Source organism: Nonomuraea sp. MG754425, from assembly GCF_021699195.1.
Classification (GTDB): domain Bacteria; phylum Actinomycetota; class Actinomycetes; order Streptosporangiales; family Streptosporangiaceae; genus Nonomuraea.
In genome coordinates, this window is record NZ_SSXE01000018.1 from 1 (window position 1) to 19,474 (window position 19,474).

At 71.3% G+C, this 19,474-nt stretch carries 13 protein-coding genes and 1 pseudogene; 10 read left to right on the plus strand and 4 right to left on the minus strand.

From position 1 onward, the window contains the following. Positions 1–306: 306 nt before the first annotated feature. Both FAF44_RS09120 and FAF44_RS09125 read left to right on the plus strand, forming a co-directional pair. Entirely contained in the window at positions 307–666 is a 360-nt protein-coding gene (locus FAF44_RS09120; RefSeq protein WP_237102612.1) for a DoxX family protein, read from the plus strand. Between the two features lie 58 nt (positions 667–724). Beyond that, on the plus strand, positions 725–1,318 hold the full coding sequence (locus tag FAF44_RS09125) for a TetR/AcrR family transcriptional regulator (protein WP_237102613.1): 594 nt from the start codon (positions 725–727) through the stop codon (positions 1,316–1,318). 88 nt (positions 1,319–1,406) lie between these two features. Here FAF44_RS09125 and FAF44_RS09130 read toward each other — a convergent pair whose 3' ends face one another. After that, positions 1,407–2,039 (minus strand): TetR/AcrR family transcriptional regulator, encoded by a 633-nt coding sequence (locus FAF44_RS09130; protein WP_237102614.1) that lies wholly within the window; start codon positions 2,037–2,039, stop codon positions 1,407–1,409. A 101-nt stretch (positions 2,040–2,140) separates the two neighbouring features. Here FAF44_RS09130 and FAF44_RS09135 point away from each other — a divergent pair, with 101 nt between their 5' ends. After that, positions 2,141–3,673: an FAD-dependent monooxygenase gene (locus tag FAF44_RS09135; RefSeq protein WP_237102615.1), complete on the plus strand. Its 1,533-nt coding sequence runs from the start codon at positions 2,141–2,143 to the stop codon at positions 3,671–3,673. Positions 3,674–3,801: 128 nt separating this feature from the next. On the opposite strand, the gene FAF44_RS09140 is transcribed toward FAF44_RS09135, so the two are convergent. Continuing rightward, positions 3,802–4,149 carry a DoxX family protein gene (locus FAF44_RS09140; protein WP_237102616.1) on the minus strand — a complete coding sequence of 116 codons (348 nt, stop codon included), beginning with the start codon at positions 4,147–4,149 and terminating at the stop codon, positions 3,802–3,804. A gap of 697 nt (positions 4,150–4,846) precedes the next feature. On the opposite strand from FAF44_RS09140, the gene FAF44_RS09145 reads away from it, so the two are divergent. Then, positions 4,847–5,368: an SDR family oxidoreductase gene (locus FAF44_RS09145; protein WP_308193307.1), complete on the plus strand. Its 522-nt coding sequence runs from the start codon at positions 4,847–4,849 to the stop codon at positions 5,366–5,368. A 93-nt stretch (positions 5,369–5,461) separates the two neighbouring features. Here FAF44_RS09145 and FAF44_RS09150 read toward each other — a convergent pair whose 3' ends face one another. Beyond that, positions 5,462–6,808, minus strand: a complete 1,347-nt coding sequence (locus FAF44_RS09150) for a leucine-rich repeat domain-containing protein (RefSeq protein ID WP_237102617.1) — start codon at positions 6,806–6,808, stop codon at positions 5,462–5,464. A gap of 399 nt (positions 6,809–7,207) precedes the next feature. On the opposite strand from FAF44_RS09150, the gene FAF44_RS54550 reads away from it, so the two are divergent. The 5 genes and pseudogenes from FAF44_RS54550 (at position 7,208) to FAF44_RS09175 (ending at position 15,774) form a co-directional block, all read left to right on the plus strand. Continuing rightward, positions 7,208–10,132, plus strand: a complete 2,925-nt coding sequence (locus FAF44_RS54550) for a LuxR family transcriptional regulator (protein WP_272894265.1) — start codon at positions 7,208–7,210, stop codon at positions 10,130–10,132. A 33-nt stretch (positions 10,133–10,165) separates the two neighbouring features. Further along, positions 10,166–10,297, plus strand: a complete 132-nt coding sequence (locus tag FAF44_RS54555) for a hypothetical protein (RefSeq protein ID WP_272894266.1) — start codon at positions 10,166–10,168, stop codon at positions 10,295–10,297. Between the two features lie 33 nt (positions 10,298–10,330). Then, positions 10,331–14,437: a S8 family serine peptidase gene (locus FAF44_RS09165; protein WP_237102618.1), complete on the plus strand. Its 4,107-nt coding sequence runs from the start codon at positions 10,331–10,333 to the stop codon at positions 14,435–14,437. A gap of 681 nt (positions 14,438–15,118) precedes the next feature. Further along, positions 15,119–15,403, plus strand: a pseudogene (locus tag FAF44_RS09170) (transposase family protein); the annotation flags it as partial. Positions 15,404–15,609: 206 nt separating this feature from the next. After that, positions 15,610–15,774, plus strand: coding sequence for a hypothetical protein (locus tag FAF44_RS09175; protein ID WP_237102619.1), 165 nt, complete (start codon positions 15,610–15,612; stop codon positions 15,772–15,774). Positions 15,775–16,165: 391 nt separating this feature from the next. On the opposite strand, the gene FAF44_RS09180 is transcribed toward FAF44_RS09175, so the two are convergent. Then, the gene (locus tag FAF44_RS09180; RefSeq protein WP_237102620.1) at positions 16,166–16,894 is read right to left on the minus strand and encodes a hypothetical protein; all 729 of its coding nucleotides are present in this window, start codon (positions 16,892–16,894) and stop codon (positions 16,166–16,168) included. Between the two features lie 796 nt (positions 16,895–17,690). On the opposite strand from FAF44_RS09180, the gene FAF44_RS09185 reads away from it, so the two are divergent. Then, a complete protein-coding gene (locus tag FAF44_RS09185) occupies positions 17,691–19,424 on the plus strand; it encodes a tetratricopeptide repeat protein (RefSeq protein ID WP_237102621.1) in 1,734 nt (577 codons plus the stop codon). Positions 19,425–19,474: the final 50 nt, after the last annotated feature.

The following is a 19,474-nucleotide window of genomic DNA, read 5'->3' on the forward strand; positions in this document are numbered from 1 at the left end:
GCGCTGGTGGCCGGGGCGCTCGACACCGGCGCGGTGGTGGTGGGCGGGGGTGCGGCGGCCTTCGTCGGCAGCATCCCGCACCCGGTCGTGGCCAGCGCGAGCACGGTCGTCAGGGCCAGAATCCGGTGAGCCATGGGGGAGAACCTATCTTGTCCGAAATTGTGGCGTTCGGGCCGCATGAGAGCGCCTGATGTGTCCCGCCCGCCGGTCGCGCATACGACACCACCATGAACGAGTCCGGAGCATACTATACGGTATAGTATGGAAACTGGTTCATCGTGATCAATCCACTGCCTGAGGAGAGACGTGTCAGCATTGCCCGATCCGGTCTGGCCGGTTGTCGTCCTGGCGATCATCCAGGTCGGTGACGCCGTCATGTGCATCAAGCCCGTTCCGTTCATCGCCCAGTGCTTCGAAAACGTGAACTGGCCGCGCCGTCACTGGTGGATCATGCCGCCGTTGAAGTTCGCCGCCGCGGCCGGTCTGATCCTGGGCATCTGGCTGCCGTATCTCGGTGCCGTGACCTGTGCTGCGCTCGTCCTCTACTTCGTGGTCGCCATCGCGATGCACATCGCGGCCCGAGACTTCGGCCGCAACCTCTTCCTCAACGCCACCGCCATGCTGCTGATCTGCATCGCGGTCGGCGTCTACAGCTTCGCGGCATGAAGCGCGCAGGCGCCTCGGCGAGCGCGGACCGTTCCATACTCAGTGGTACGTTTGCCCGATGAGCACGGCACGAGACCGGTGGCTGAACGAAGGCTTGAAAGTACTCGCAGAGGAAGGCGCAGCAGGGATTCGAATCGACCGGATCGCCGCCCGGCTCAATCTGTCGAAAGGGTCGTTCCACCATCACTTCGATGGCGCCGAGGGATACAAGAAAGCGCTTCTCGCCCACTTCGAGAGCCTGTCGATCGAAACGCTCGAGAATGCGATCGCCGACGTCGGCGAATCGGCCGGCGCCCGGGTGATCCTGGCACGGCTGACGAAACTCGTCCGGCCCGGCGGCGCGGGGCTCTATCGTCCAGAGCTCGATATCGCGGTGCGGGCGTGGGCGACATGGGACGCGGATGTGCGTGCCGTGCAGACCCGCCTCGACGAGGCCAGGCTGTCGGCGCTCCAGCGGGTGTGGCGATCAGCCGTCACCAGCGACGAGGAGGCCCGGACGGCGGCCCTGCTGCCCTACCTGCTCGCGGTTGGAGCGACGATCGTCTTTCCGCCCATCGGCGCTGACCAGCTTCGCGACCTCTATGAGATCCTCCTGCCGCTCGTGCCGGACAGCGCCGGCCAGGCACGCAACGGCGCGACGTCAGCACCGTGACCCGGCCATGAAGGAGCATGCCCAGTTGGTGGGAGGCGCCACAGGCCCTGATCCCGCCGGGGCCGTGCACCCCGGTCGTCCCCGAGATTCACCGAAGCCGCTTGGTGATCGGTTCGCCGGCGTTCAGGCAGAGCGGAAGCGCCTGGATGATCAGCTTGCTCGTCGCTTCGACGTAGGAGTCGTCGACGGCCCGGCCGGTGTTGAGTACCCGCCACTGCGTGAGCCCGACCAGTAGGTCGAGGGCCAGGTCGAGGTCGAGGTCCGCGGGCAACTGGCCACGCTCCACCGCGTTCCGCAGAAACCGCTCGCACGCCGTCCTGCGCGGTTGCCGGATCGCGGTGTCGAATGCCGCGGAAAGCTCGGGGTTGCGAGCGGCCTCGGCTGTCAGATCGAGCACGATGCGCATGACCACGGGATCCGACAGCGTATCCGCCACCGCCCGGACGTAGGCGCGTACGTCGCTGCTCAGGTCATCGGCCCCGCCTGCCGGGACCTGCCGGGAGGCGATGACGTCGATGAGGTCGACCACCATCGCCTCTTTCGAGGGCCACCGCCGGTAGAGCGCGGCCTTTCCGGTACCGGCCCGCCGGGCCACCGCCCCCATCGACATGCCGGCATAACCCGTCTCGGCCAGCTCGGCGACCGCCGCCGCGACGATGGTGTCGGTGACTGCCTGGCGCAGGACGGCGGCGCCACGGCCACGCGGGCGGATCTCAGCCATGCCGGCGATCGTAACACGAGACGGAACGGTTGCGTCTCGACTTCCTGGCCGCTTATCCTCCAAACGGAACGGATAGGTTCCGTCCTTGATTGAGGGAAGACATGACCGACGTAGACGTACTCATCGTCGGAGGCGGACCCACCGGGCTGACGCTGGCTTGCGAGCTGGCCCGGCGCGGCGTCACCTTCCGAGTGATCGACAGATCTCCCGAATTCCACCACCAGTCCCGGGGCAAGGGCATACAGCCACGTAGCCTGGAGGTCTTCGACGATCTCGGCGTGGTCCAAAACTTCCTCGACGCGGGAACGGCCGAGATGCCGGCGCGCATCCACATGGACCGCCGATTCGTCGCGGAACTGCACCTCCTGGCCGGCGCCCACCCGCGGCCGGACGTGCCGTACCCGACGCTCGTCCTGCTGCCGCAGTGGCGCACCGAGCGGATACTTCGCGCCCGCCTGGCCGAACTGGGCGGCCACGTGGAGCTCGGCCTGCGACTGGCCGGCCTCGAGCAGTCCGACAACCAGGTCGTCGCGCACCTCGCCACAGGTGAGGTGATCCACGCCTCCTACCTCGTAGGCTGCGACGGCGGCGGCAGCGCCGTGCGCGAGGCCGCCGGACTCGCCTTCCCCGGGCTGGTGTCGGAGACCGAGCACTACCTGCTCGGCGACGTCGAGGTGGACGGCCTGCCCCGCGACGGCTCCTACGTCTGGTACGCGGCGGACGAGTCGTCCGTGGGCCTCGCGCTGCTGCCCGGTACGCAGTCGTGGCAGTTCGGCCTCACCGTACGTCCCGGCGAGGAGGGCGCCGGCCAGGAGCCCTCACTCGAGCTTTTCCAGCGCCTGTTCGCGCAGCGCACCGGCCGGACGGATGTGCGCCTGCACAATCCGACCTGGCTGTCGCGCTTCAGCTACAAGGTACGGCTCGCCGACCACTTCCGTGCCGGCCGCGTCTTCATCGCCGGAGACGCCGCCCACGTCCACCCGATCGCGGGCGGTCTCGGCATGAACACCGGCATCCAGGACGCCTACAACCTGGGCTGGAAGCTGGCCCGCGCGGTACGCGGCCAAGCCCCCGACAGCCTGCTCGACACGTATGAGCGAGAGCGCCGCCCGGTGGCCGAATCCGTGCTCAGGACCAGCGGCGCCGGCATGACCACGCTGTTCTCCACCAAGCCGCTGATGACCTGCCTGCGCGACCGGATCATCCTGCCGCTGATGCGCAGCACCGCGGTGACCAAGGCGATCATCAGCAAGACCTCCCAGCTCAGCGTGAACTACCGCGACTCCGAGCTGTCGGTCGGCGACAAGGGCAAGGTCCGTCCCGGCGACCGGGCACCCGACTCGCCGTGCCGGCACCCGGTGACCGGCGAGCCGTCGAGGCTGTTCGACCTCTTCCGCGGCCCTCACTTCACGCTGCTGCACTTCGGCGCGGTGGTGCCAGGTCTGGCCGAGCGCCTGGACGCACTCCACGGCGACGACATCCGCGTCCACCATCTGGAGCCGGGGCCCCCGAGCAAGCGCTATGGCGCCGGCAAGGGCACGTTCGTCCTCGTCCGGCCGGACGGCTATGTGGCCGTACGGACCCGGTCGGCCGACGCAGTGGCCGACTACCTGCGGACACTCTCAGTCGCCTGAACCGGGACGAGCCGCTCCCAGCCGCTGCCGCCAGGCCCGCTCCAGGTCCGTTTCCCTGGCCCGCCCGCCGCACCCGGCGGGCGACTCTCACCACACCGGGCTCTCCACGAGATCATGCCGCCCGGCACTCAGTAGTAGGCCACGTTCACGGCCAGGGCGGCCGCCGCCAGCGTGAAGAACACGGACCATGCGCCGAAATGGTAGTCACGGACCCGCAGGTGGACGCAGAACGCGCCGAGGAAGTACAACACGAGGCCGGTGGCGGCGAGCAGGCCCAGCACCGGAACGGCGAACCCGGCCAGCAGTCCCAGCGAGCCCGCCCCCAGCAGCACGCCCAGCGGGAGCGTCCAGGAACGGGGCACGCGAAGCTGGTCCGCCTGCTTCTTGGGGTAATCATGGCCGATGAGGTTGGCGATGGCGGCCAGGCCGACGACGGCCGAGGCGAGGAGAGTGATCACGAGGTAGGCGGCGAACACGATGGTCCCCTTGTCCGTGAGAGTGATGGGCCGGTTTGCGGCACTACACGGACGAGACGAGCACCGGGAACGTGACAGGCCCCGGCGTGATGTGGGTCACAGACGGACCCGGAGTGGCGTGATCAGCGCATGTCGCCACATGCGAAGCGGAAGTCCGGCACAGCCGCCGGTGCTCGGGGCCGCGGGTGGAGAACGTGGTCGCGCCCGGTCACCAGGCGCAGGCCCCTGCCGGCCGCACGGCAACCGCGCCGGGGAGGGGCCGGGATGTTCCGGCCGGTGTCGCACGCCGTTTCGCCTGCTGTCAGGTGAAGAAGCGTCGCGGTTCTGCGGCGGCTCGTTGCGGGTCGCCACCCTTGTCAGCGTTCCACGGCCCCGCGTGGCCCAGGCCGGCGAACTCCGTGCGACGCACGCGTGGCAGGATGCGCTCCAGCGCGCTTCTGGAAGGCGGGACTCCTGGAGCCGCCCAGGAGGAGGACCTCGGTCCCCAGGTCGCGGAACTCGTCCAGCCGGTCGCGGGTCGAGCAGGCGTACATCCCCGAGGCCCGCAACAGACGACCAGCTCCGAGGCGTGCAGCATCACCCGTACCATCCGGCCGATCAACCGGACCGGCACCGAGTAGCCGCCGCCGCAGTCAGCCGCCGCACGCCACCGCGACAACAGCCGGTCCACGGACAAGGAGCGAAACCATGAGATTCCATCCGCGACTTCGCCTCCGGCGTCACCCAGCACACCGACCGCGTCGACATCCTGATCAACAACGGCTCGCGCTACCTCGAAGGGCCGGACCTCCAGTCAGCCTCCGACGCCGATGTCGTCGACACCATCGCATCCGGCGCAACGGGCACGGTCCTGACCGTGAAGAACTTCCTCCCTCTCCTGCTCAACTCGGACAAGCCGGATGTGGTGACGATGGTCTCTGCCTGCGGAACGGCCGGACATCACCGCTCGGACGCGCACGACGCCTTCTATGCGGCCAAGAGCGCCCAAGCCGGGTTCACCGAGATTCTCTCCAAGCGCCTGCGGCCCCAGGGAGTCCGGGTGATATCGCTCTACCCGCCCGACTTCGACAACACCGACCCCCTCTCCGAGGAGTGGAAGTCCACGCCACGGGAGGCCAAGGACGCCCTCACCGCACAGTCACTCGTGGACTGCATCCTCTTCGCAGTCACCCAGCCCCGTGACTGCTTCATCAAGGCATTCCACTTCGAACAGGTCTGAGCGCCGCCGCTGCGGGCGTCACGGTGCTGAAGACACCGCCGTCCAGTTGCGACCGCAGCTCCTGGGTGGGCGCGGAGCAGCAATGGTCGCCCCTCAGTCGACGAGCAGGCCCCGGGCCTCCAGGTCGGCGATGACGGTGGACGTCAGCGCGGGGCATTGATTCACCCGGACCTCCTTGAGGGACGGCAGGTCGATGAGCGTCCCCAGGTCCGCCAGGGCGCCGCAGCGGTAGAGGTCCAGGACGCGCAGGCCGGGCAGGTTTCCGGGGTCGCCGAGGGCCCGCAGATGATCGTCGAAGGCTATGTGGAGTTCCTCGAGCCGCCACAGCCCGGCGAACGGGGTCAGGTCGGTGAGCTGGTCGAGACCCTGCAGGGTGAGCTCGCGCAGGGCGGGCATGCGGGCCAGGGCGGAGAAGTCGCGCAGGTCGTGGGCGTAGGTCAGGCTGATCTCGGCGAGCGAGGGGTGGTTTTCCAGTCCGTCGAGCGAGATCAGTTTCTGCCAGTTGTCGATGTTGAGCTCGGTGAGGGCGGGCAGGCGGGACAGGGGGCGCAGATCCGGGATGCGCGCGTTCGGCAGGCCGAGGTTGGTCAGGTGGGGGTGGTGGCCCAGGCCGTCGAGGCTGGACAGGTTCGTGCAGCCGCTGAGCCACAGCCGGCGCAGCCCGGGCATGGCGTCGATGCCGTCGAGGCTGGTCAGGCGGGCACAGTGCATGGTCAGCTCGGTGACGGAGCCCAGGTCGCGCAGCCCGGCGATGGACCGGATCTTGGTGCCGGAGAGGTCCAGCTCGGTCAGGCGACGCAACCCCGACAGGGGCCGGACGTCCTCGATCGCCCGGCAGTGGTCGAGGTCGAGGCGTTCCAGGTGGGGGAAGGCGTCGCCGACCCCTTCGACGCTGGTCACGCCGCTGCTGCGCAGGTCGAGATGGCGCAGGGTGAGCAGCGGGGTGATGTCGGTGAGCGCCCGGCTGCTGCGGAGGATGAGCGTTTTCAGCACGGGGAGACCCGACAGCGGGGAGAGGTCGGTGACGGCCGCGCAGCCGTCCAGTTCGAGCCGGAACAACCCGGTCAGCGCGGCGAGGTCGGACAGGTCCGTGAGGTGCTTGCAGTGGTCCAGGCGCAGTGTCCGCAGCATGGTCAGGTGCCGCACACCGGTGATCGTCTCGCGGCGGCGCAGCTCCAGCTCGGTACGCCCCTCGCGGGTGAACGCGGGCCCCAGCAGCAGTTCGGCGAAACCGTCCGGGTCGGGCGCCGCCGGCCAGAGCTTGAGCAGCTTGTCGGTGGACGGCTCGGCGATCTCCGCGAATTCGGCGGCCAGCGCCAGGGCGTCTTCGCGGCCGTCGAGGACGAGCTCGCGGGCCGCTTTCCAGGCGCGCGCGGGAGAAATCGAGTCGAGCTTGGCCCGGTAGCCCGGCAAGTCCGGTCGTGCTGGGGAGAAGGTCATGCCACGGCAGCGTAGGGGGTCGCACCGACGGAATCGATCATCCCCTCACCGGCGTCGGCGGGGGTTCGGCGGACGCAGAGTCACCAGGCCCGAGGGCCACGGCCCGCGTTCCGGCGGCACCCGGTCGCCTGCGCCCGACCTCGACGATCGAGCCCGCGAGGCGCGCAACGCCCGTCTTCCTTCGACCACCGGCTCGTCACCGGCACCGGGGTCTGCCGGCTCGGAGGCTCGTTCCCGGCCGTGGCGGGCGGGCGGTGGGCCTGCTGATCACTCACTTCCAGCCGGCGGTTCCGCGTGCACCGACGCCTCATGCAGGACGCACGGCCCGCCAGGATGTCCGCAGGGCCGGTTGCGGTATGAATGGTCGCGGCAAGGGGCAGGTGAGCGGAGGCGATCCCGATGGCCAACGGTGACACGGTCGAGGGACGGGTGGTCTCCCCGGTCCTGGTCGGGCGTGCGGAGGAGCTTCGCCGCCTGGTCGCGGCGGTGAGCCGGCCGCCCGCCGTGGTGGTCCTCGAAGGCGAGGCCGGGATCGGCAAGAGCAGGTTGCTGGCGGAGCTGGCGGCGCTGCCCGGGACGGCCGATCGGCTGCTGCTGCGCGGGGGCGCCCGGCGTATCCGGGAGCCGTTCCCGCTGGGCCCGCTGGTGGAGGCGCTGCGCGGAGCCGAGGAGCCGCTGGCGCGGGCCGAGTTGTCGCCGGTGGCGGGCGCGCTGCGCGGTCTGCTGCCCGAGCTGGCGCCGGTGCTGCCGCCCGCGCTGGAGCCGCTGGACGATCGCGCCGCCGAACGGCACCGGCTGTTCCGTGGGCTCGCCGAGATGCTGCGGGCGCTCGGCCCGGTGGTGCTGGTCGTGGAGGACCTGCACTGGGCCGACGAGCAGACCGTCGAGTTCCTGGCCTACGTGCTGGCGGCGCCGCCCCCGGGGTTGTCGGTCGTGCTCACCTACCGGGGTGAGGAGGCCGGCGCGGTCGTCAGGGAGGTGACCGGGCGGCCCGCCGACGCGGTGTTCCACGATCACATCCTGCTGAAGGCGCTGGACGTCGCGCAGACCGGCGACCTGGCGGCGGCGATCCTCGGGGAGCCGGGCGTCACCGACGACTTCGGCGCGCATCTGCACGAGCTGTCGTCGGGGCTGCCGCTGGCCGTACAGGAGCTGATGGCGCTGCTGCGCGCGCGGGGCGCGCTGATCAGGCTGCGCAGCGGGCGGTGGGCGCGTAAGGCGGTGGCGGAGCTGGACGTGCCGCCGGGGGTGCGTGACTCGGTGCGCGAGCGGGTCGCGCGGCTGCCGGAGGCGGCGCGTGCCGTGGCGGAGGCGGCGGCGGTGTTACAGGCGCCGGCGCGTCCGGCGGACCTGGCCCGGGTGTCCGGGCTGCCCAGGGCCGAGACCGTGGCCGGGGTGGACGAGCTGCTGGTGTCCGGGCTGCTGGCCGAGCAGGCGGGCGCGGTGGCATTCCGGCACGTCCTGGCGGCGCAGGCGATCTACGGCGCGATCCCGCTCGGACGGCGGCAGGAGCTGCACGCGCGGGCGGCGGCGGCCGTGCGGATGCTGAGTCCGGTGCCGCTCGGCCAGGAGGCCCACCATCTGCGCCAGGCCGGGCGGCTGGCCGACTGGGTCGGGGCCGCCGAGCAGGCGGCCGAGCTGGCCTCTCGGCTCGGCGACGACGCCGAGGCGGTGCGGATCCTGGAGGACGTGCTGCGCCACGCGCCGCTCGCCCCGGATCGCCGGGGCCGCCTGGCCGCCCGCCTGGGCTGGGCCGCCGCCCAGGTGCTGCGCCCGCCGCAGATCATCGACCTGCTGTCGCAGGCGCTGGAGACGGAGCAGCCGGGCCCGCTGCGCGGAGAGCTGAACTTCCTCATCGGCACCCTTCAGGAGAGGCTCGGGGTGGACCCGGCCGTGCAGCGCCGCACCATCGCCGCCGCCGTCGGCGACCTCGCCGACCGGCCCGACCTCGCGGCGTGGGCGATGGCGACGCTCGGCAGGCCGATGGACCCGGGCGTGCCGCTGGCCGAGCACGTCGTGTGGCTGGAACGGGCCCTGGAGACCGCGCCGCGCATCGGCGACCCGGTCGAGGAGGTGTTCGTCCTCGGCAAGGTCGCGACCTCCTTCAGCGGGTACGGCGACCCGCGCTGGCTGGCGCTGACCGAGGAGGTGCGCCGCAGGACCGGCGGCCGGCCACGGCACCGGCAGGAGGTGGGCGCCTACCGGTCCATCGCGGAGAACGCGTGCCTCGCGGGCGGCTATGAGGTCGCCGCCGAGTTGCTGGACGCGGCGATGCGGGGCGCGGCGGGCGAGGAGTCGTCACGTGAGCCGCGGTCGCGCTGCCGGCTGATCGCCCTGCTGCTGGCCTGCTGCCGTGGCCGCTGGGACGGCCTGGAGGAGGAGACCGCGCTGCTGCTCGACGAGTACGGCGGGCGCCCGTACGACCGCCTGGGCGCCGAGATCGTCGCGGCCTGCCTGGCGCTGGCGCGCGGCGAGGTCGACACCGCCAGGCGCGAGCTGCCCGAGGTCACCGGGAACGCCCTGGCCCATGGCGCCTACGAGCTGCTCACGCTGTCGGTGGCCGCGTTCCTGCGGTTGTCCACGGCGAGCGGCGAGGCCGGGGCCGCACTCGCGGCGACCGAGGCGGCCGTCGAGGTGTGGGAGGTCAAGGGCCTCTGGCCGCTGGCGGTGCGCGCGCTGCCCGCGCTGGCCGAGGCGATGGCAGCGGCGGGCCGGCGGGACGAGGCGGTCGCGCTGGTGGACCGCCTGTCGGCGAAGCTCGGCGGCCTCGACGCGCCGATGGCTTCGGCGGCGCTGGGGCACGCGCGCGGCCATCTGATCGGGGGAGACACGGAGGCCGCGGCGGAGTTCCGCGCGGCGGCGACCGGCTACGACCTGCTGGGGGCGCCGTATGAGGCGGCCCAGGTCCGCGAGCTGGCGGCCGGACGGCAGTTCGCGGCCGGGGCCGCCGGGGCAGGGGAGCCGCTGCTGGAGGCGATGGCGGCGTTCCGCGACCTGGCCGCCCGATGGGACCTCGACCGCGCCGCGCAGCTCGCCCGCAGGCACGGCGTGACGGTCAAGGGCCGCTACCCCGGCGGTCCGCAGGGCTACGGCGATGACCTGTCGCCTCGGGAGCGGGAGATAGCCGAAATGGCCGCCGCCGGGCTGACCAACCGGGAGATCGGCCGACGGCTGTTCGTCTCGCCCAGGACGGTGGAGAAGCACCTCGGCGCCGCGCTGCGCAAGCTCGGCCTGCGCTCCCGTACCGCGCTCGGCGCGCGTCTCGGGGACCCCCGTAGTGACCCACCCGGTACGGGAACCGCGAATGGGGTGGCCTACCCATAGTCCCCACTGGGGGGCGCGAACGACGCTTGTGGCATGTCCGAAACCGACTCCACCGATGGCGAACCGGTCGGCGCCGACCCAGCGCCGAAAGGACCGGCGGGCCCGCCGGAGAAGCCGGCCGTCGAACCCCTCGAGGACGCCCCCGAAGGGTTCGAGCCCGTCTGAACCTCCCCCCAGCACCCGAAAGGGCAGTTCCGCATGTCCCCACGCAGATCACCGCATGATCCCCCTTCCCTCAGGTCCCGCCGCGCCGGCGCGCTCCTCGCGGCCTCGGCCCTCGTCCTCGGCACGCTCGCCGTCCCAGGCGGCCCCGCCCTGGCCGCCCAGGAACCCACACCCGCCACCCCGGCGACCGGCCAGGACACCGCTCAGGTCACCGCTCAGGTCACCGGCCAGGTCACCGGACCGATCGCGCTGACCGGGCTCGGCGAGGGGGACCGCACGGTCACCCTGATCACCGGCGACCGGGTGCGCCTCAGCGACGCGGGCGGCGGCACGTACTCCGTCCGGCCCGAGTCGAGCGTGCGCCCCGACGGCAGCACCGCCCAGCTCGCCACGCTGGCCACCCCGAAGGGCGTCTACGTCACCCCGAGCGACGCCGTGCCCGCCGTCAACGCGGGCCGCCTGGACCCGGAGCTGTTCAACGTCACCTACCTGGCCGAGAACGGCTACACCGACGACAGGACCAAGCAGTTACCCGTCATCGTGCAGTATCCCGGGCAGTACACCGCCAGGGCCGTCGCCGCGGCGGCCGAGGCCATCCCCGCCGGCGAACCCGTGCTCACACTGGAGAGCGTCAACGCCTCGGCGCTCCAGGTCAGCAAGGCCGAGGCGGGCGCCTTCTGGACCGCGGTGCGGGCCGTACCCGACGGGAACGGGCTCGCCGGGCGGTCGGCGCTGCGCGGCGAGATCGCCAAGGTGTGGCTGGACGGCAAGGTCGAGGCCGACCTCGCCGAGAGCGTCCCGATGATCGGCGCGCCGCAGGCGTGGGCCGGCGGCCATGACGGCACCGGCGTGAAGGTCGCGGTCCTCGACACCGGGATCGACGCCACCCACCCCGACCTGGCCGGCCGGATCGCCGACAGCAAGTCCTTCATCCCCGGCGAGGAGGTGCGGGACGGCCACGGCCACGGCACCCACGTCGCCTCCACCGTCGCCGGTTCCGGCGCGGCCGGAGGCGGCAGGCACAAGGGCGTCGCGCCCGGCGCCCGGCTGGTCGTCGGCAAGGTGCTGTCCGACCAGGGACAGGGCCAGGACTCCCAGATCATCGAGGGCATGGAGTGGGCCGCCGCCTCCGGGGCCAAGGTGATCAGCATGAGCCTGGGCGGAGGCGCGAGCGACGGGAGCGACCCGATGAGCCAGGCGGTCGACGCCCTCAGCGCGTCGACCGGGGCCCTGTTCGTGATCGCCGCGGGCAACGAGGGCGAGGGAGGCGCCGAGACCGTCGCCACCCCCGGCACCGCCGACGCCGCGCTCACCGTGGCCGCCGTGGACAAGAACGACGCGTGGGCCCCCTTCTCCAGCCAGGGACCGCGCGTCGGCGGCGGCCTGAAGCCGGACATCGCCGCTCCCGGCGTGGCCATCACCGCGGCGCGCGCCGCCGGCACGGGCCTGGGCAGCCCGCTCGACGAGCACTACACCGCCCTGAACGGCACCTCGATGGCCACCCCGCACGTCGCCGGAGCCGCCGCGATCATGGCGCAGCGCCACCCCGGGTGGACGGGGCCGCAGCTCAAGGCCGCGCTCATGTCGACCGCCAAGGACGACGCGCTCAGTGTGTACAAGCAGGGCGCCGGCCGGGTCGACCTGGCCAGGGCGTACACCCAGCAGGTCTTCGCCACCACCGGCGGGATCGACTTCGGCGCCGTCGAGAGCGGCGCCGAACCCGCCACCCGGGAGGTGACCTACACCAACCTGGGCGGCGCGCCCGTCACGCTGACGCTCGCCGCGGACCTGCGCGAGTCGGCGGGCGGCGCGGTCGAGGGCGGGCTGAGCCTCGGCGGGACGACGCTCACCGTGCCCGCCGGAGGCACCGCCACCGCCACCGTCACCGTCGACCCCAAGACCCTGACCGGCCTGGACAACTACACCGGCGCCGTCACCGCGACCGCCGACGGCGTCCGGTTGCGCACCCCCGTGGGCGTCGTCCGCGAGGCGCCCAAGGCCACGCTCACCATCCGCACCCTGGGCCGCGACGGCAAGCCGCTGACCCCCTGGGCCCAGGACACCATCGACGTCTCCGGCGACAAGGGCGTCATCGGCGGCGTCTCCGTGACCGCCGAGGGCACCACGGTCGTCCGCGTCCCGCAGGGCGTCATCAGCGTGGCCCAGTTCGTCGAGTGGGTCGGTGACGACGACCGGTTCAACCTGGCGATGCTCTCCGTGCCGGAGCTCAACGTCACGGGGGACACCGAGATCACGCTCGACGGCCGGAAGCTGAGCGAGGTGCGGTTCAGCACCCCGAAGCCCGCCGAGCCGCTGAGCAACTTCCCCAACCTGGCGTATCAGCGGACCGTGGTCAACGGAGACTCCTACATGGGGTTCACCTGGCCGCGCGCGCCTTACGGAGGGTTCGCCCGGCTGTGGGCGCTGCCCACCGAGAAGGTCACCAAGGGCGCCTTCCGCTTCCACACCCGCTTCACCCTCGGACAGGCCGAGGTCGCCATGAGCGTGCGCGGGCGCGACGGGCTCACCCTGCATCCGGTCCCCGCGCTGCACGGTTTCAACACGTTCGGGGTGCACGAGCAGAGTGACGGATACCCCGACTTCCGGCCGTTCACCGGGACCCGCGATGTGGAGGTCACCGACGTCGGCGAGGGCAGGCCGGAGGACCTCGCGGGCCGCGACCTGCGCGGCAAGCTCGTCCTGCTGGAGGCGCCGATGTCGACGGGCGTGTTCGGCGACACGTGCGGCGTCCAGATCGAGCGGATCGGCCCGATCCGTGACGCCGGCGCGGCGGCGGTCGCGTACTTCCCGAAGCCCGGGACCGGCTGCGCGATCCCGCTGGGCTTCACGCAGATCCCGTTCACCGGGGAGGCCAAACCCATCGGCGTGCCGACGGTGTCCCTGCCCTCCCGAGACGGGCTCGCCCTGCGCGACCGGCTCACCGGCGGCAAGCAGGTGACCGTACGGGTGACCGGCACCGAGGAGTCCCCCTACACCTACACCTTCGCCCCCTACGAGGAGGGCCGGGTGTCGCGCTCGCTGCACTACACGTTCAAGGAGCGCGACCTGGCCAGGGTCGATCTGGACGTGCACGTCGTGTCCCCGCACCGCTATGACGACTGGCGGTACGCGGCCAGGCCCGACGACGTCCTGCCGCTGTCGGCGAACCTCGCCGGGTGGGGCGGCCCCAGGCTCACCCGGCAGGAACGCCGCGACTGGGTCGGGCCGCTCGACGGCGGACTCCTCTGGTCGCACGGCATGGAGGAGATGCGCGGCGCACCGGCGGACTTCCGCGTCCCGCAGTGGGCGCTGGAGGTGTTCGACAAGCCGGTACGCGTCCGGCAGCCCTGGATGGCCACGCCGCTCACTCCCGGCGCCGCGACCGGCTCGGCCAAGGTCCACGAGCTGGCCCGGCCGGGCGCCAACCTGGGTGCGTTCTTCCGGTGCATGATGTGCGTCCAGGGCGACAAGCTGTGGGCGGAGTTCGAGCCCAGCTACGGCTCCCCGGGAACCAGGCAGTACAGCGGCGGCTACTGGCCGGCGAACGACCTGACCAAGCCGGGCTTCGACGTCCGTCTCTACAGGGACGGCCAGGAGATCCCGCGCGCCGAGGCCGGCGGCTCGACCGTCCTGCCGGTCTTCACCCTGCCGGAGCGGTCGGGCCGCTACCGGCTGACCGCCAGGAACGACCGGCACGACACCGAGTGGACCTTCACCGCCCCGGTCGGGACCGAGCGCCTGCCCGGCTCGTTCTGCTCGTTGGACGTGCTGTACGGGACGGCTCAGCCCTGCCGGCCGGCTCCGGTCGTGTTCGTCAGCTACGACCTGGGCGACACGCTGGACGCCGCCAACAGCGTGCGCGCCGGGCGTACGCACTCCTTCACCGTGTCCGCCTACCACTCGCCGTCCGCGTCGAGGATGGCCGGCATCGCCGGTCTGAAGTTGTGGGCCAGCACGGACGACGGCGCCACGTACACGCCGGTCGCCGTCAAGCGCGGCAAGGACGGCGCCTACACCGCGAAGACCCGCTATCCCGGACTCGGCGCCACCAAGGGCGCCGTGACCCTCAAGGTCGAGGCGTGGGACGAGGCGGGCAACACCGTCAAGCAGACCACCGTCCGGGCTTTCGACCTGCGTTGACGGTGACCGGGGCGGAAGGCGGGCTCGTGCCGGTCGTCGAAGGTCTTCGGGAAGTCGTTCCCGTCGCCGTTGACGTCGCTCACCAGCGTACGGTCACCCATCGCGTACGTGGTCGAGCCCCGGACGAGGCCGCCTCCGCCCCGGCCCGGCAGGTGGAGGCGATCGCCTGAGCCGCAGGCGGGATCGAACCGGTCGTACCTGAGCCTCTGGACGAGATGCGCCGCCTTTCACCTCCAGGGCCAGAACCTGCCGATCGACAGGCCCTCTGAGGGAGACCCCCAGCGGAAGTGGTCGATTCGGTGCGGCAGATGAAACGGGCACCACCGGGCACTTTGCCGGCTGGCCCGTCGCTGCCAAGCACGTGGTGAAGGGCCCGTAAGAAAGGTGTGCCAGCTCGGTTTTCCGGGGCCAAACCGTTACCGACAACTACCCCAGCTTCAGGCCGCTGAACTGAGTCCAACCACACCGGTCGTACTTCGCCGCGCTGGCCGGGGAGGAGCGCCCGACGAGGGCCTGAGCGGTGCACGTCGGCAACGTCGGTGACCAGGGCCTCCCCAGCGAAATGAGCGATCTTCCCCGGCGATACACCATCCAGCCACACCTCGGTCGGCCCGATCGCGTCCATGCCCTCCAGCAGCTTGAACCGATCGGATCCACCACCAGCATCCGCGCCGGCCTGGCCTCGCCTCTCCAGACGGCACCGTCATCTGGACCTCCGGCGCACTGCCGGGCAGCACTCACGACCTGACCGCCGCCCGCATCCGGGGCGCACTGACACAGGCCGACGTCCTGACCCTGGCCGACCAGGGTAACGAAGGCGCCGAAGGCCCGGTCGCCACGCCGTACAAGGGCCGCACCAAGCCCCTCCCCCAGAAGACGGCCAATCGCTCTCACACACGGTCACGCGGACCCGGCGAACGTGCCAACGCCCAACTCAAGAGCTGGCGTATCCTCGGCAAGCTCCGCTGAGTGGCGGAATCCGGATCACGACGCCCGGCATGGGCCAAGATCGCCGTGATCGCTCGCGGTGAGCTTCCCCAGCACGCCCGCCGCGTGAAGTCGATCACCGGCGAGTGCTTTGACGGGTGCGGACCGGGCCCTCGGCTCCTTGGTCGGCATTGTCGGCCGGAGAGATGATCCCGGTCTGTTCGGGTGCGCGTTGGGTACCCCGGATGGCTGAGGCCGTGGGTCTTGCCTGGCAGCGCGCCCGGCTCCCGGACGGCGGCACACCCACGCACTCGCTCCGCGACGGCCCGATGCGGCCAGGCCGGTGCACCTGCACCGGCCTGGCCGCGATGGCCTTCTGGCGTCAGGTCATGGACGAGGCCGCCGAGTAGGGCCGCCGCGGCAGCGGCTGTTGCGGTTCAGAGACCGTGTTTCTTCCTGGAGTCACACCACCCAGGAGCTGGTGCAGTGGTAGGTCTGGCCGAGGCCGGAGGTCGCCGCGCAGGCTTTGTAATGCCAGTTGGCGAGGGTCCTGTGCGCAGTGGTGTAGGTCGTGTTGTTGATCCCTTCGACTGATGGTGACGGACTTCGTCTTCAGGTTGCCCACGCCCGTGGCGCTGGTCGGCGCGGACGACTGCCAGTAGTCCGCAGCCTGGGCGGTGGAGGCGGTCATGGCGAGCGGCGCCGTCCCCTCGAAGTGCGAAGGTTGCCGCCTCGCACCGACGGCTGCTGAACCTCTGTCGCTCCGCCGGCGCCGATCCGCGTCATCGGATGGCCGGCTGTTCAGTCGATGCCGTAGTAGACGCGTTCGTACTTGGCGGCGTCCCACAGATTCCAGCCGAGGTCATCACCGTGGGGATTGCCGACCCCACCCACGTACAACTGCTGGTAGTCCTTGAACGCCAGGTCGCCCTTGGCGTTGTTCCGGAGCAGTGCGCTGACGGCGAACGGCTTGCCGGCGTTGTCGATGACTTGGGTGACGGCCCCGGTCGCGGTGGCCACCTGCATCTGGAAGGTGTACTCACAGTAGTGCTCAGCGGTGACGGTCTCCAGTCGCAGGGCGATGGTCTCGTTGTGGGCCAGGGAGATGGTCCGGCGGGCGAAGTAGTCCTTTTCCCAGTCGCCCTCGTCGGGGATCCGCTGCGCCTTGGGCTCCGGCTCGTCGAGGTCGAACCCGATCGGGGCACTCGCTTCTTCTCCAGCCGGGGGCGAGTAGAACAAGGTGCCGCGCAGGGGTGGCCCGCATTCGGTGATCGCTGTCATGCCGGTGATCCGGACGCCTTCGGGCCGGGCCCCGCGCAGGACCACTTTGATGAAGCTCTCGCCCGGATCGACCGCCCCGATGCCGCGGAAGAACTGGGGCATGGAGAGCTTGGGGTCGGCGGCGTTGGCAAAGACTCGCAGGGAGTCCAGTTGGGCAAGTTCGCGATCGGTGAGATCGGCCGCGTTCGCGGTGACCCAGGTCTCGCCCGACGCCTCCAGACGTTCTTGTTGCACGAGGTCGAGCGCCACGGGGAGCGACCCACCCGGAGCCGGGCGCGTCGAGCGCGGGGTGGACACCGGCGACGCGCTGGATGTCGTGGACGAAACCGAGGCCGGCGCCGAGGCTTCGGGGGTCGGGGAAGGATCGGCGGAACTCGGGATGACCCCCCACTGGGTGAACCATGCGGTCACCACAGCGGTCCCGATCGCCACGGCCCCGGCGACGACCGCAACGATCACTTCGCGCCTGACCCCGCCGTCCTTGCCCGAACGCCCACCGGTGCGGCCGGCGGAGTGCGTCGCGGGCGGCGACCTCCGCCGGCCCCGCCCGCGGCGGAAGATGCTGAGACTCCGCATGCCCATATATACGTGTCAGACGGAATGGTGTTACGCCAGGATAACGGTGCCGTCGCTAAGAGCGACCATGCCCGTCACTCTCCGACATGAGATGCCAGTCTTTCGCCGCGGCGACAGCGGGTCTCCAGCGCGGTTTCACGCCTAACGCCCTAGCGCCGCCCGCGATCCGCCGGCCCAGTGGGCGGAGCGTGCGCCCGCTTCCGTGCGACTGCTCAGTGGTGGAGAGGTGGATCGCTTCGCCGGCCCCGTCCACTCTCTTGCCCGGGACTGTGCACACCCGACAGTATCGGCTCAGGAGCAACGGAGGTCGGATGGCTCGGCGCGTGACGTACGCCTGGGGCGGAGCGGTTGCCGGGACGCTGCTGACAGCGGCCCCGATCGTGGTGGCGGGGCTGAACACGCCCGGCCGGCCAGGCACTCTCGTGGGCGGAGACAGGTCCGGAAACGCCGCCACACGGGCCCTGCGACGATGAGCGACCGGCCCACACCACCGAACGACGAGCAGAGCGGCACTGCCACGCCCGGGGCGAGCGCCGAGGGAGATCGTGCCCTGTCCATCGGCGGTGACCTCAGCGGAATCGCGTCCACGGGCGAAGGCGCGATGAACGTGCTGATCCAGTCTGATCAGGCGACCGTGATCCCACCCGAGGCATTCGTCCGGATGGCGGATCTCCCACCTCCGCGGGGGCTGAGCAACCTGCCGTGGCGCACGGGTCTGTTCGTCGGCCGCGTCCAGGCCCTGGCCCGCCTGGACGAGGCGCTGGAAGGACCGGGCGGAGCCGTGGTGCAAGCGGTGCACGGACTGGGCGGGATCGGAAAGAGCACACTCGCCGCGCACTGGGCCGCCACCCGGGCCGCCGCCCGCTGTTCCCCGATCTGGTGGATCACCGCCGACAGCGCCGCCGGCATCGACGCCGGGCTGGCGAAGCTCGCCACCGCGCTGCAGCCGGCGCTGTCCGCGTTCCTTCCGCTGGAGGCGCTCAAGGAGCAGGCGATGCAGTGGCTTGCCACCCATGAGGGCTGGTTGGTCATCCTGGACAACGTGAACGACCCCGCCGACGTCCAGCCGCTGCTGGCAAGGGCACCCACCGGTCGGTTCCTGATCACCAGCCGCCGTGCCACCGGCTGGCATCGCCTGGCCGCGTCTGTCGGCTTGGACGTCCTGGACCAGGCGGAAGCCGTGGAGCTTCTCCGCGGCATCCTCACCCATGACGGCGAGCGTGACCTCGCCGGTGCCGGCGAACTCTGCACGGAACTGGGCGGCCTGCCGCTGGCGATCGAGCAGGCCGGCGCGTATATGACGCAGACCGGCATCAGCCCGCGTGCGTATCTGGACCTGCTCGCCGAGCACCCGCGCGCCATGTACCGGGACACGGCTGAAGGCGTCGACCCCGCACGCACCGTCGCCCGCGTCTGGCATGTGACGCTGGATCGCCTCGCCGATGATCCCCTGCCCGGACAGCTCCTCCGGATCCTGGCCTGGTACGCCCCCGACGACATCCCCCGAGCCCTCCTCGGGCACCTGGCCGGCGGCCCGGCACTCATCTCGGCGGCCGGCCGGCTCGCCGCGTACAGCATGATCACCGTGAGGAGCGACACCTTGGCGGTCCATCGCCTGGTCCATGCCGTCGCCCGCACCCCGGACCCGGATGACCCGCACCGCCTGCCCGAGGACGTCGCCCGAGCTCGCGAACAGGCCGCCACCGCCCTGGCCACGGCCCTTCCCGATCGTCAGGAGTTCGGCTTGTGGCCCGTCTGGCGGATTCTCCTTCCCCACGTCGAAGCGGTGACGCACCAGGCGGATCCGGAACCGGGCAGCGCCCTTCATTTCCTCAGGAAGGAAGCCGCGCTCTTTCGCGTCACCTTGGCTGCCGTCTCCGGCCAGATCGAGGATCGGCAACGAGCGCTGTCCGAATCCGTACGGGACCTGGGCGCGGACCATCCGGACACCTTGGCCGCCCGGGACGGTCTTGCCTACGGTTATGAATATGCCGGCGAATGGGACCGTTCGATCCCGCTGCACGAACGTAACCTGCAAGCACGCCTACGACTCTTCGGCCCGGACCACCGCGACACCGTCCGCACCCGCCGGAACCTCGCGGACGCCCGTCGATGGCCCCAGACCTACGCGTCCCTGCCGCACTCGACCCAGCAGCTCCTTGACATCTATCACGGAATCCCGAAGAGCACGGAGGACGAGTAGCGACGATGGTCCGCCGCATCCCCCGTCAGAGGTGGCGAGTGCGGCTCTCA